Below are 11,990 nucleotides of genomic sequence, written 5' to 3' on the forward strand. Positions count from 1 at the left end.
GTGAGCTGGGAAGCCTCCTCGTTCGCTATCGCTCTCTGTGGGGTCTCCCCTAGGCTCCTTACCCCGCGGGAGTCTCGCCATCCCCCATCTAGCCTCCACATCATTTGTTTAACGGACCTTCAGCCTAAATTTTTCTCACTTCTTAGATCAAAGTTCAAAATTCCAAAACAAAAAAAGCGATCTTTTTAGATCGCTTTTTTGTTAGGCTCTTTTCTTTTTTACGTGGACAAGTTGGTAAAGGAGGAGTTCGAAAGCGAGGTTCTTCTCCATACGTCCTTGTTTCATGGCTGCGTCTGTGTCTGTGAGTAGCTGCATGATGGTTCCTAGTTGTTTATCGTTAAAGCCCCTGGCGCGTCCAAGGGCCATTTTTATCGCAAAGGGGTGGGCTTTGATTTGTTGCGTCATTTGATTCTGGGTATACCCTTTTTGCTGTAAGAGTTTCGTTTGATAAATAAGGCGGAATTGAGATGCGAGCAATGCGAGTAATGCAATTGGTTCTTCATTTTGTTTCTCTAAGTCTTTATAGATTAAAATGGCCTTTTCAACATTTTGATTCATCACAGCATCAACGAGCTTCAATGCCGATGATTGGGAGTTGTGGGCAGCTAACAGATCCGCGACTTCTTTGGTGATCGTACCGCCATCTCCTACATACAAAGACATCTTTTCCAGTTCATTCTGAATAGACATGAGGTTTGTCCCATTTTCTTGAATAAAAACGTCGACAGCTGCAGATTCTATGTCTATATGTAAATCTTTTGCCAAGCTGTGCACCCAGCTGGCCATTTCGTGTTCCTTTAGAGATTGGCACGGAATCACTTTTCCAGACTTTTTCATTTGCTTCACGATTTTTTTTCGTTCATCAATTTTTTCATATGGTGCTATAAATACAACAATTGAATACTCAGCCGGTTGTTCGAGGTATTGTTGCAATACCGAGACATCATGTTCAATTTGTAATTTATCTGGTTTAGCTTTTAAGAAACTTGGATTTTTGCATAGCAATAGCTTTCTTTCTCCGAGGAAAGGAAAGGTTTCTGCATCCATCATCACTTCTTGGATCGGAACTTCATCCAGATCGTATACGGATAAATTTACATCTTGTTCATCATCTGGGACAGCATGTTTCACAAGTGCTTGTTGAATATCCTGGATCAAATAGCTCTCTGTTCCATACAGCAGGTAAACTGGTTCAAACTGCTTTTTCTTTATTTCTTTAAGAGCGTCAAAATATACCATCGTACCTTCCTCCATTCGGGTCTAACAGTATGGTATATGGAAAACGGAAGGCTTTCAAGTGTAGAATCATTCCATAATCAATTTGTAATAAATTCCTTTAGTAAACAGAAGAGGGAAATGGTTCCCATTCCCCCCAGTCATCTATATAAACGCATCACCCGCGCCCCTAGGAAAGCCGGGTGATAACGATGTTTTGACCGATACTTATAGCCTAGCCAAAACGAAAAAAACTATGGGTGTTAACTCTTGTCAACAAAGGGAACCGTATAATAACGAAATGTTCATGCATTGTAGATTTTTTTTATGAAACCGTTTATACTAATAACTGGTATAGGAGGGGTTAAACGTGAACGAGTTCAAAAAAGAAGTTCAATCACCAACGAACGACGTTGTAGACTCTGCCAAAGGATTCGCGTTTTCGTTCATCTTTTTCTTTGTTATTTTCGCGATTGGCGCAGGGATACGACTTATCGGCAACTAGCAAGGAGTAAGCCATGAAAGAGACTGCCAAAACAGTCTCTTTTTTACGTTGATCACATTTTTTAATATAAAGGAAAGATTACTTAGTACAGAATATCCTATGGCAAATGACTATAGAAGGTACCTGTCCCTTTAGAAAATTGAAAAATAACGGCCCCTTTTTGATCTGTCCGTATCATCTTCACTCCTTCCTTATTCAAGCGGTTAATCACCGAATCATGTGGGTGACCGTACTGATTATCCACGCCTGATGAAATGAGAGCCACTTCAGGTGTTATAGCTTTTAACCACTCCTCTCCAGTAGATGTGTCACTACCGTGATGCCCAACTTTTAGAATATCCACATCCAGTTCAGGATTCAGGCGAACCATCTCCGTTTCCCCTTCTTTTCCCACGTCCCCTGTGAACATCCATATCCATCCTCCCATTTCAAACTTCATTACTATGGAATTTTCATTTTTATCTTGTGACTCCTTAATCGGGTATAACACATCAAACCTTGTCTCTTCTATAACAAATCGATCCCCTCCTTTTACTTTCTCCCACATTACATCACCAACAGGCAGTTCTCCTTTAAAATATGGACTAGTCAGCACTGTATCCACCCCAAATGCTTGAAGCACTTCTTCTGCGGCCCCTATATGATCCTGATCTGCATGACTAAGCACCAGCGTATCAACCTTTTGTATCCCCCGTTCATGAAGATAAGGCTGAATAATCCTTGTAAATGTTTCATCATTCTCCTCGTCTAACACACCAGCAGCATCAATCATCATAATGTGTTGTCGATTAGGCCATTCAATAATAAAACAATCTCCTTGTCCTACATCTAACATGGCCACGCGCCCCGGCGAATGAATGTATGGAGCGATTCCTTGGCACATCAACGCTACAGACAACCCGATTCCAAATAAAAAGGCGCGCCTACGATTACTCCGTTCCCAAGCTACCATCATCCCGACAAACATGACGACAAAAATGACAATGCTGATAAACGAAAGTTGACCAATCACCCATTTTACATACATGGTTTCATCCAACATTTCAAGGATCCTAATGAGCCATGCTGTAATTGTATGAAACGTATGATCCAAAATTTGAATGATTGAAGACGGTAAGCAAAATATTGAGGCCACTAAGACTAAACAAAAAGGAAGCAGAAATACGGACATAACGGGAACAAAAAGAAGATTTGCTAAAAGAGAAAGAGGGTTAAATAAATAGAAAGAATGAACTTGTAAAGGAAGGACTATCAGTTGACACAACAAGGATAAACGAAGCAATGTCTCAAAAGGATTTTGTGATGACTCGATCCATTTTCGAGACACGAGGATCCCAAATGTTACAAGAAATGAAAACTGGAATCCGAGTTGGTGTATGAGGGAAGGGTTAAGAAGAAGAACACTGCAAAAGAGAAAACTGATACTATCTGTCATCGGCCATTTTTGTTTAATAAGGGATAAGAACATGGCAATTTCCGCCATACAAACGGCTCTTATAACTGACGGCGCACCGCCTGCTAAGAAGATATACATGGGTAGAAGAAACATGAGTACGAAGATCAACTTTCGTTTAGTAAGTAAGGATAAGCGAAGGGAAAGGTAGGAGAAGAATGCGATGCATAACCCGACGTGAAGACCTGAAATAGCTAGTAAATGAGAAAGACCCCATTTCTGAAACAGAACCACTGTTTTCTCATCCAAATAACGATCATCACCAAGGACAAGAGCATTCACCCAAGAAGATACATAAGGAGATAACGTATCATCTATATAGTCGAGCATTTGTTGTCGTTTAGTAAACAACCCAGCATACCACCCCGATCCCAGACACCCTAATGTAGAAGCATCAGCGATAATCGTCCCTCGTATCCCTTTGTAAAGCATGAATAATTCATAATCAAATTCACCCGGGTTTCTTGAAATGGCGTGGCGTTCAACCTTTCCTGTGAAAGAACAAGTCGAACCAAATTGTATAGAATGAGCGGGCATAGAGGTAAAAAGGAAAACACTCCATTTTTGTTTCGTTTCTTCGTCTTGAATAATAAATGAGGTGTACTTTTCTTCAAATAGAGGAGACGTTGTAACCGTTCCTTCTATTTCGATTGAGGAGGTAACAGCCGGGGGCGTTTCAGGTTGGAGAGAAGCGGAGAGTGAACACGTAGTATAGAGCATGAGACAGACCATTAAGAATTTTGGTTTAGCAGGGCGGAATAGGAGGATACCGCCCAAACCAATAAATCCAAATAGCCAGCTATATGACAATGGTGCAAGGTAAACACCAAGAGCTGAAAATCCGGCTAACCAATAGCCGTTTCCTTTCACAGTCTAGGTCCGTTAGCTTGAGATGGAGTAGATGAGAATAGGTTCATGGCCTCTTCTTTTAGGCGTTTAATTTCTTCTTGTGACGACCTGGCATTTGATAATCGTTCAATCAGGCCATTGATGTATTCAAGCTTCTCAAGGGACCTTGGATCAAATGATTCTTCTACTTCTACTTTCACTGTCTGTACACCAGCATCCCGGAACAACTCAATGGCATATGGATGATTTTTATAATCTTTCGCATAATAGACCGTTTGAATACCAGCTTGAATTAAAGCCTTGCAACAGTGCAAACACGGAAAGTGCGTTACGTAAATCTCCGCCCCTTCTGTCGCTACCCCAAACTTTGAACATTGAAGTAAAGCATTCATTTCAGCATGGATTGTTCTGACGCAATGACCATCAATTACGTAACACCCTTCATCGATACAATGAACGCCTCCAGAGACGCTTCCATTATAGCCACCGGCTATCATTCGTTTATCACGCACCACCGTTGCGCCTACCGCTAACCTCTCACACGTGCTTCTTAGCGCTAATAAATGGCTTTGAGCCATAAAGTATTGATCCCAGGAAATACGATTCATACCGATCCACCTTTTCTAATCTTCATTTTCATTCAGTGTACTTCTTGTCCTTATTTCCGTCAATCAAGTTAAGGAAGCTGAATATCTTCAATAAACCCTTCTAATGTCTTCTGTCCAATTCCACTAACGTCAAGAAGTTGATCTGCATTTTGAAAGGGACCATTTGTTTCCCGGTATTCTAAAATGGCCTTCGCCTTGGCTTCCCCAACTCCTGATAATGTTTTTAACTCTTCTAATGAAGCTTGGTTAACAAATACTTTATCGGAAAGACGCTCATCTGATAAACGCCCCTCCCCTTTCTCCAGAACAATAACAACCATTTCATCTTGCACGCGGAGGGCAAGATTAACGGACAAAGGATCCCCTTGAACCGTCAGGCCACCAGCACGATCAATCGCATCTTCAACACGACTCCCTTCTTTCATCTGATACACTCCTGGACTGTGCACCTCTCCTTTTACATCCACATACATGAGAGAAGTTTCTTGTTGAGGTTGATTAAGATTTATTGATTCCTCCTTATCCTTTTGCAAAATTGGAACCTCATCTGTTGGAGGCTCTTGAGGCCATAGCATCCATAAAACAAACGCAACTAAAACAGCGATCGATAGAAAATACTTGTAGATTCGAATCATAAACGATCTACCTTCTCTCATATATTTGGTAACGGAACAGTGTTATTAAGAAAAGATTAACATGTAAAGGAGGGGACCTAACATGAAGTGGGGCATTATTGGCACGGGGAACATGGGAAGAATTTTAGCAGAGGCCTGGATCGATTCAGGAATGATTGATCAAGAGCAGCTTTATGTAACAAATCGAACCCTTTCAAAGGCAAAGACGTTACAAGCGAGCTATCCAGGTATCACCATTTGCGAAGAAGCGGCTGAACTCGCAAATCAAGTCGACATGCTTTTTATTTGCGTCAAACCATTGGATATTTACCCCCTTCTCCAGAAAATACAGCCATATTTAACTAAGCAGCAGTGCTTAGTTTCCATTACAAGTCCATACAGTGTGGAAGACCTTGAAAACGAAGTTCCTTGTCAGGTAGTGCGGTGGGTTCCGAGTATTACAAACAGAGCTCAATCAGGGGTTACCTTGTTAACGTTTGGAGAACGAGTATCCCCTTTAATGAAGGCTTATGTGGAGCAGTGTTGCAGAAGGTACTCACGGCCCGTACAAATTCACGAGAATGTTACGCGCGTCTCATCAGATATCGTTTCATGCGGTCCGGCATTTTTCAGCTATTTACTGCAACGATTTATAGATGCCGCATGTGAAGAAACCAAAATTTCTGAAGAAGAAGCTACAACCATGGTTACTGAAATGCTCATTGGATTTGGAAAATTACTCGAGGAAGGACATTATTCATTACCTACATTACAGGAGAAAGTTTGTGTAAAAGGCGGTGTTACTGGAGAAGGAATAGAAGTGCTTGAAACAGAGACAGGTAAAATGTTTCACCATTTATTTCAAAGGACCCACCGAAAGTACAAACAAGATAAATGGGAGTTGGAAGAACAAAAAAACAAAGAGGCGGACTAATCCCTCTTTGGTAGAATGGGACTCTTATAGTAATCATTCTCCATCATTAAACAAAATCCCTCTAAAAAATACAAAAACCGGAGAAGAGTCTTTACTCTTGTCCGGTTGATTTTTGACAGATAAAAAAGATTCGATCGTTTTCTTCTTCATCATAGCCTGCTTCTTCTTTGAAATCGCTATGAATTCCTAATACATTAAAGCCACAATCCTGGAGCCATGTTACGTAGGTGGCAACTGGGAATGTTCGTTGACTATGATATTCATCGAATCGCTCATATAAATCGCCTTTTTGCACAAAGAAAGTTAAATCATGGGTCACAGAGTGATCTTCTTCCTCTTCATCACAGAACCAAATGTAACTGATCTCATCCGTAACAGTCCCAAAGGTCTGGCCACTGAGATACCCATCAATATACCCTATTGAATGAACATCAAACAAAAACAAGCCACCTGGTTTTATCACCTCATAGGCATTCTTGAATGTGTTTTGAACGTCTTCTTCATTTGTCATGTAATTGATCACATCACAATAGCTAATGGCCATGTCGTATTGGACAGGCATATCTAAAGAGGATATATCTTGCTTCAACCACTCTACAGAAGCTTTTTGTTCTGTCGATTTACGATTCGCAATAGTTAGCATGTCTTCTGACAGATCAACACCTGTCACGTTATACCCTTTTTGAGCTAAGCGAATAGAGATCTCGCCTGTTCCTGCCCCAAGATCTAAGACACTTTCTACTTGCGCACCTGTCACTTTAAGGGCAGACTGGGTAAACCGTACCCAGTCTTGATAAGGGACCTCTTCCATTAAGGTGTCGTAAATTTCCGCAAAACGGCCATAACTCATATTACACCTGGTCTTGGCCTGGAGTAATTTCCTGCATGCTGTATGAAGGCGCATCTCCCCATAAACGTTCTAAGTTGTAATAGTTACGTTCATCTTTATGGAAGATGTGACAAACTACATCGTCTAAATCGACTAGAATCCAACGAGACTCCTCGAAGCCTTCCATACGTTTAACAATCATTCCCTGCTCTTCCGCAGCTTCTTTAATCCCTCTTGCAATGGCTTGAACCTGACGTTCGTTTGTACCATGACAAATAATAAAATAATCTGCAATTAAAGAAACATTCTGCATATCCATAGCGATAATATCTTCTGCTCGTTTATCTTCACATGCCTGTGCGGCAATCTTCATTAGTTCCTTACTTTCCATTTTTTACTTCCCTTCGTGTTTGTTATTCTTCGCCTTTGTTAAAGCGTTGTACGCATAAAAGGTGTCAGGATAAATAGGTTGATTCTTACTCATCAGAAAACCGATGGTATTCTTCGTTGCCATCCAACATCCGTAATCAAGACTCACCTGAGCCGCTTCTCTCACTTCATCAATTCCCGGGAACTTACGACCAGGTTCAATGTAATCAGCAAGAAAGATCACCTTATCCAGTTGAGTCATGTGTGTACGTCCTGTTGTATGATAATGAATAGAATCCAGGATTTCTACATCTGTAATTCCAATTTCTTTCTCCACCAATAAAGCACCAACGGGACCATGCCATAGTTCATGGTGATAATGCAATAAATCCTTAGGTAGATAAGTGGATGTAATCCATTTCTTCATTTCTTCGAGAGGTCTGTATTTCGCATAATCATGAAAGATGGCTGCAAGTTCTGCTTTCTTCTCATCAACCCCGTATCGATTTGCTAATTCCAAAGCCGTTTCCATCACTCTAACGGTATGATCATAACGTTCTTGTTTCAAGTGAGGTTTGAGTAAAGCTAATGCCTCATTCTGATCCATACAATCCCCTCTCCTTTATATAAGATTCTACGAGTTCAGGTAATAAGTAGCGTGCTGATCGTCCCTCACCTATGCGTTCTCGTATTACAGTGGAAGACACTTCGAATACAGGGATGTCAATCGTTTGTATCGGAAATGGAGAGGATAGTTCATGCCCTTTCCGCTTAACACCTACAAAGGTAATCATCTCAACGAGCTCTTCAATCCTATGCCATTTGGGCAAGTATTCAACCATGTCTCCCCCCATTATAAAGTAAAATTGAATATCCTCAAATTCATCGATTAACGTTTTCACTGTATCGAATGTATAGGAGATGCCAGATCGTTCGATTTCAATGGTATTTACTTTAAAATGGGGATTTGAATCTATTGCTAATTGCGTCATCTCAAGACGATCATTTACCAATGTATCGGTTGCTGTTTTGTGAGGGGGATCATTTGAAGGAATAAACCACACCTCATCCAATCCTAGTTGCTGGTACACCTCTTCTGCTATAAGAAGGTGACCCATATGAGGAGGATCAAATGTCCCTCCTAACAATCCAATTTTTTTCATGCTAAACTCCTTTTTTACGGTAGTTTAATCTGTTTGTTCTCGTCTGATTCTCTGTAAATAACGATCGTATTTCCAATAATTTGAACGATTTCCGCTTCGGTTCCTTCACCAATTTCTTTCGCTACTTCATCTTTATCTTCAAAGCAGTTCTGTAGAATGCTGATCTTGATTAACTCTCTTTTTTCTAATACGTCAGAGATTTGATCAATCATATTTTCATTTACACCCGTTTTCCCAACTTGGAATATGGGATTGAGATGGTGTGCCTTTGAGCGTAAAAATCGTTTTTGTTTTCCAGTTAACATGTTGTATCACCTTTCAGTTGCTGTTCAAATTTAGTTAAAATATGGTCTGCCTCAACAGACATTCCTGTCCATTGTTCAAAAGCTAATGCTGCCTGATAAATGAGCATACCATGACCGTGTAAAACACGAGCGCCTTTACTTGAGGCTTCTATTAATAAGGAAGTCTCAAATGGCTTGTATACAATATCACTAACAATAGCACGATCTCTTACATTTCTTAAAGAAATAATTTGGTTATCCTCGTTGGGACTCATTCCCACCGAAGTTGTCTGAACGATGAGGTCATATGTTGAGAGCTCATTTTCAGCTTCAGCAAGCGAGAGAACTGAAGAATGCGTTCCTTCACAGCGAAGGCTGAGTAATGCTTCTCCACGTGATGCTGTTCGATTCGCAATATCAATGACAGGACAACCAACCTCACTTAATGCTCTGTAGATTCCTCTGGCAGCCCCGCCTGCTCCAAGGAGCAAAACACGCGTCTCGTTTAATTTAGTATCAGGGTATTGTTCAAGAAGAGAGCGAACGTACCCTCTTCCATCGGTATTGTAACCAATCCACTTTCCGTCTTTGACATGAACCGTATTAACTGCCCCAACAGATGACGCGTATTCATCCACTTCGTCCAGATAAGGGATAATCTCTTCTTTATAAGGAACAGTTACATTAAACCCATCTACTTCTACCAATTTTAAAGCATGAAGCTGGTCCCTTAATAATTCCGGGCTTGTCTCGAAAATTCGGTAAGCTCCTTGTTGACTATGCTGATGAAGAAAGTGTTCATGGATCCAAGGAGATTTAGAATGCTTAGCGGGATAGCCGACGAGGCCAAATAAATACCCCATAGATAAACCCTCCACCTATTAAATTAATGAGGATCGAAGAGAAACACGAACCCCTTCTGGTAAATGCGCCGTTACTGTCACGCCACCATGTGGCACAGTAATCCAGCCAAGACCTGAGAATACAATGTCCGTCTTATCTTCTACTACTTGAAAACTGTGAGCCTTTAAAGGAGGCAATTGAGACTTTGTTTCCTGGTCCGGAGGAGAAAGGAGTTCTCCTAAATGATTCTCATATAATTCATCCGCTTTTTCGAGCTTCGTACGGTGAATATTCAGTTGATTAGAGAAGTAGCATACGAAAGAGTGCTTATCCCCTTTGTTAAAATCGAGGCGCGCTAGCCCTCCAAAGTATAAGGTCTGGTCTTCATTTAATTGATAAACACGCGGCTTAATTTCCTTTTGAGGTGTAATGACTTTCAGATCTTTATCTGAGACATAATGAGCCATCTGATGTCGGTTAATAACACCTGGAGTATCAAATAGAGATGATCTCTCATCCAATGGTATATCAATAAAGCCAAGCGTTGTGCCTGGGAAGTAAGACGTCGTAATGGCTTCTTTTTCCCCTGTAGAATCTTGTATTAAGTGATTAATGAACGTAGACTTCCCAACGTTCGTACACCCGACAACATAAACGTCTTTCTTCTTACGATGCTCTTCAATAGCTTCAGATGCTTCTTGCATTCCTTCACCAGTCTTTGCAGAAACAAGGAAGACATCGTTCACTTTCAGGCCTTGCTCTTTTGCAAGCCGTCTCATCCATTGCTTTACCTTGTTGTGATTGACTGATTTAGGAAGTAAGTCAACTTTATTGCCAACCAATATAATCGGCTTATTTCCAGTAAAGCGAGGCAATCCTTGAATGAAACTTCCGTTAAAATCAAAGATATCCATTACTTTCACAATCATTCCATCGGTATCACGAATTTGATTTAACATACGCAGGAAGTCGTCATCCGTTAAATCTACGTCTTGTACTTCATTATAATGTTTCAGACGAAAGCATCGCTTACAAATAACCTCTTCTCGCTCTAGAGCAGAAGGAGGAGCATATCCAGGAGCTTTAGGATCTTCCGTTTGAATTTCAGCTCCACATCCATAACAAATTACTTTTTCCATTCTTTATCCTCCCAATTGAGCATTCCACGACTTCTCATCCAACCTAAAATTTGTCGTTCGATCTTACGATTCACCTTTGTCCATAATCCATCTGTCTGAACAATAGGTACAACGAGTACTGTGTGGAAATCAGCCCGATTACCGCCTAACACATCTGTTAAAAGCTGATCCCCTACGACCACAATCTCTTCTTTATTTAAATTCATTTCTCTTTTTGCTTTACGGAACGCTTTCCCTAACGGTTTCCTTGCACTATGAATGAATGGAATATTTAAGGGTTCAGAGAAAAACGTTACACGACTTTCATTATTATTGGATACAACAGTTACTTGAATATCGTTTTCTTTCATTAATTTAAACCACTGGATAATTTCTGGGGTTGCATCAGCTTGATCCCAAGCAACCAGCGTATTATCCAAGTCTGTAATAATGCCTTTGATTCCACGTTCCTTTAGCTCTGAAGGTTTGATTTCAAATACAGATTGAACGTGTTCATCTGGCAGAAACTTTTTTAACACCTCTTAATCACCTCTTCTTTTGCTATTTACCGTACATTTGGACCACCTATCCATGATATAAAATTTATCATTCCCTTTCAAAAGAAAGTTTACTTTTATTAAAAGAAAAGCATATTTTATGCCTTTTTTGCTTAAGAAGAAGAAAAACCGTTCGACAAATTCCTACAACATTTCGATTGTGGATAACTCTATACACAAAACACACAACGTTCCCATCCTATTTGTGTACAAATTTACCAGTTTACCCACAACTTATATACAGGTGGGTGTGGATATGCATGGTGTTGTGGGGCAATATGATTCATGATACATTTAGTTCACACTAAAACAAAACATAATCTTATCACATATAAGTACGAATCTACATAGGCAAGTAAAATTATTCGCGGGAGGTGTCAGCCAACACTTTGTTGGTGATCGCTATGGAACATTTATCAGATGAATTACTCATAGAGTCATACTATAAAGCCACAGAACTTAACCTCAGCGCAGAATTTATTAAGCTCATTGAAGAGGAATTACAACGTCGATCAATCATTCAGAATATTAAGCGAACAAGCTAAACAAGCCGCCTATTGCTACGTGCAATGGGCTTTTTTTATATTCACAAAATCGTCACAGTCTTTTTAAATAGTATAAAGTTGCTTCTTACCTCTTTTTTTTATTA

15 protein-coding genes are annotated in these 11,990 nt (G+C 40.3%); 3 read left to right on the top strand and 12 right to left on the bottom strand.

Annotated features, from left to right (window positions below; all coding sequences use genetic code 11):
- Positions 1-201: 201 nt before the first annotated feature.
- Entirely contained in the window at positions 202-1,239 is a 1,038-nt protein-coding gene (gene holA / locus LQ226_RS07765) for a DNA polymerase III subunit delta (protein ID WP_231417260.1), read from the bottom strand.
- Between the two features lie 346 nt (positions 1,240-1,585).
- Here holA and LQ226_RS07770 point away from each other — a divergent pair, with 346 nt between their 5' ends.
- Positions 1,586-1,720, top strand: a complete 135-nt coding sequence (locus tag LQ226_RS07770; protein WP_231417261.1) for a YqzM family protein — start codon at positions 1,586-1,588, stop codon at positions 1,718-1,720.
- Between the two features lie 97 nt (positions 1,721-1,817).
- Here the strand turns inward: LQ226_RS07770 and LQ226_RS07775 are convergent, their stop codons facing one another.
- The 3 genes from LQ226_RS07775 to LQ226_RS07785 form a co-directional block, all read right to left on the bottom strand.
- Positions 1,818-4,043 (bottom strand): DNA internalization-related competence protein ComEC/Rec2, encoded by a 2,226-nt coding sequence (locus tag LQ226_RS07775; RefSeq protein ID WP_231417262.1) that lies wholly within the window; start codon positions 4,041-4,043, stop codon positions 1,818-1,820.
- Positions 4,040-4,630 (bottom strand): ComE operon protein 2, encoded by a 591-nt coding sequence (locus LQ226_RS07780; RefSeq protein WP_231417263.1) that lies wholly within the window; start codon positions 4,628-4,630, stop codon positions 4,040-4,042. The genes LQ226_RS07775 and LQ226_RS07780 overlap by 4 nt, the downstream gene beginning before the upstream one ends.
- Before the next feature lie 68 nt (positions 4,631-4,698).
- Positions 4,699-5,265, bottom strand: a complete 567-nt coding sequence (locus LQ226_RS07785) for a helix-hairpin-helix domain-containing protein (protein WP_231417264.1) — start codon at positions 5,263-5,265, stop codon at positions 4,699-4,701.
- A gap of 82 nt (positions 5,266-5,347) precedes the next feature.
- Between LQ226_RS07785 and comER the strand changes: the two genes are divergently transcribed.
- On the top strand, positions 5,348-6,178 hold the full coding sequence (comER, locus tag LQ226_RS07790) for a late competence protein ComER (protein WP_231417265.1): 831 nt from the start codon (positions 5,348-5,350) through the stop codon (positions 6,176-6,178).
- 91 nt (positions 6,179-6,269) lie between these two features.
- Here the strand turns inward: comER and LQ226_RS07795 are convergent, their stop codons facing one another.
- Genes LQ226_RS07795 through LQ226_RS07830 form a run of 8 tightly spaced genes read right to left on the bottom strand, consistent with a single transcriptional unit; the run spans position 6,270 to position 11,323 of the window.
- The gene (locus LQ226_RS07795) at positions 6,270-7,028 is read right to left on the bottom strand and encodes a class I SAM-dependent DNA methyltransferase (protein WP_231417266.1); all 759 of its coding nucleotides are present in this window, start codon (positions 7,026-7,028) and stop codon (positions 6,270-6,272) included.
- 1 nt (position 7,029) lies between these two features.
- A complete protein-coding gene (rsfS, locus tag LQ226_RS07800) occupies positions 7,030-7,398 on the bottom strand; it encodes a ribosome silencing factor (RefSeq protein ID WP_231417267.1) in 369 nt (122 codons plus the stop codon).
- A gap of 3 nt (positions 7,399-7,401) precedes the next feature.
- Positions 7,402-7,983 (bottom strand): bis(5'-nucleosyl)-tetraphosphatase (symmetrical) YqeK, encoded by a 582-nt coding sequence (yqeK, locus tag LQ226_RS07805; protein WP_231417268.1) that lies wholly within the window; start codon positions 7,981-7,983, stop codon positions 7,402-7,404.
- Positions 7,970-8,539, bottom strand: coding sequence for a nicotinate-nucleotide adenylyltransferase (locus tag LQ226_RS07810; RefSeq protein WP_231417269.1), 570 nt, complete (start codon positions 8,537-8,539; stop codon positions 7,970-7,972). Before LQ226_RS07810 ends, yqeK begins: the two co-directional genes overlap by 14 nt.
- 14 nt (positions 8,540-8,553) lie before the next feature.
- Positions 8,554-8,844: a ribosome assembly RNA-binding protein YhbY gene (gene yhbY, locus LQ226_RS07815; RefSeq protein ID WP_231417270.1), complete on the bottom strand. Its 291-nt coding sequence runs from the start codon at positions 8,842-8,844 to the stop codon at positions 8,554-8,556.
- Entirely contained in the window at positions 8,838-9,686 is an 849-nt protein-coding gene (gene aroE / locus LQ226_RS07820; protein WP_231417271.1) for a shikimate dehydrogenase, read from the bottom strand. Before aroE ends, yhbY begins: the two co-directional genes overlap by 7 nt.
- A gap of 18 nt (positions 9,687-9,704) precedes the next feature.
- On the bottom strand, positions 9,705-10,805 hold the full coding sequence (yqeH, locus tag LQ226_RS07825; protein WP_231417272.1) for a ribosome biogenesis GTPase YqeH: 1,101 nt from the start codon (positions 10,803-10,805) through the stop codon (positions 9,705-9,707).
- Positions 10,793-11,323 carry a YqeG family HAD IIIA-type phosphatase gene (locus tag LQ226_RS07830; RefSeq protein ID WP_231417273.1) on the bottom strand — a complete coding sequence of 177 codons (531 nt, stop codon included), beginning with the start codon at positions 11,321-11,323 and terminating at the stop codon, positions 10,793-10,795. The genes yqeH and LQ226_RS07830 overlap by 13 nt, the downstream gene beginning before the upstream one ends.
- A gap of 422 nt (positions 11,324-11,745) precedes the next feature.
- On the opposite strand from LQ226_RS07830, the gene sda reads away from it, so the two are divergent.
- A complete protein-coding gene (gene sda, locus LQ226_RS07835) occupies positions 11,746-11,886 on the top strand; it encodes a sporulation histidine kinase inhibitor Sda (protein WP_084599643.1) in 141 nt (46 codons plus the stop codon).
- Positions 11,887-11,990: the final 104 nt, after the last annotated feature.

Source organism: Pontibacillus sp. HN14 (assembly GCF_021129245.1).
Lineage (GTDB): Bacteria > Bacillota > Bacilli > Bacillales > BH030062 > Pontibacillus.

Bases quoted from the DNA above. Each gene is read 5' to 3' on its own strand.
- holA (WP_231417260.1), bottom strand. From the start codon at position 1,239: ATGGTATATTTTGACGCTCTTAAAGAAATAAAGAAAAAGCAGTTTGAA.
- LQ226_RS07780 (WP_231417263.1), bottom strand. From the start codon at position 4,630: ATGAATCGTATTTCCTGGGATCAATACTTTATGGCTCAAAGCCATTTA.
- LQ226_RS07785 (WP_231417264.1), bottom strand. From the start codon at position 5,265: ATGATTCGAATCTACAAGTATTTTCTATCGATCGCTGTTTTAGTTGCG.
- comER (WP_231417265.1), top strand. From the start codon at position 5,348: ATGAAGTGGGGCATTATTGGCACGGGGAACATGGGAAGAATTTTAGCA.
- LQ226_RS07795 (WP_231417266.1), bottom strand. From the start codon at position 7,028: ATGAGTTATGGCCGTTTTGCGGAAATTTACGACACCTTAATGGAAGAG.
- rsfS (WP_231417267.1), bottom strand. From the start codon at position 7,398: ATGGAAAGTAAGGAACTAATGAAGATTGCCGCACAGGCATGTGAAGAT.
- yqeK (WP_231417268.1), bottom strand. From the start codon at position 7,983: ATGGATCAGAATGAGGCATTAGCTTTACTCAAACCTCACTTGAAACAA.
- LQ226_RS07810 (WP_231417269.1), bottom strand. From the start codon at position 8,539: ATGAAAAAAATTGGATTGTTAGGAGGGACATTTGATCCTCCTCATATG.
- yhbY (WP_231417270.1), bottom strand. From the start codon at position 8,844: ATGTTAACTGGAAAACAAAAACGATTTTTACGCTCAAAGGCACACCAT.
- aroE (WP_231417271.1), bottom strand. From the start codon at position 9,686: ATGGGGTATTTATTTGGCCTCGTCGGCTATCCCGCTAAGCATTCTAAA.
- yqeH (WP_231417272.1), bottom strand. From the start codon at position 10,805: ATGGAAAAAGTAATTTGTTATGGATGTGGAGCTGAAATTCAAACGGAA.
- sda (WP_084599643.1), top strand. From the start codon at position 11,746: ATGGAACATTTATCAGATGAATTACTCATAGAGTCATACTATAAAGCC.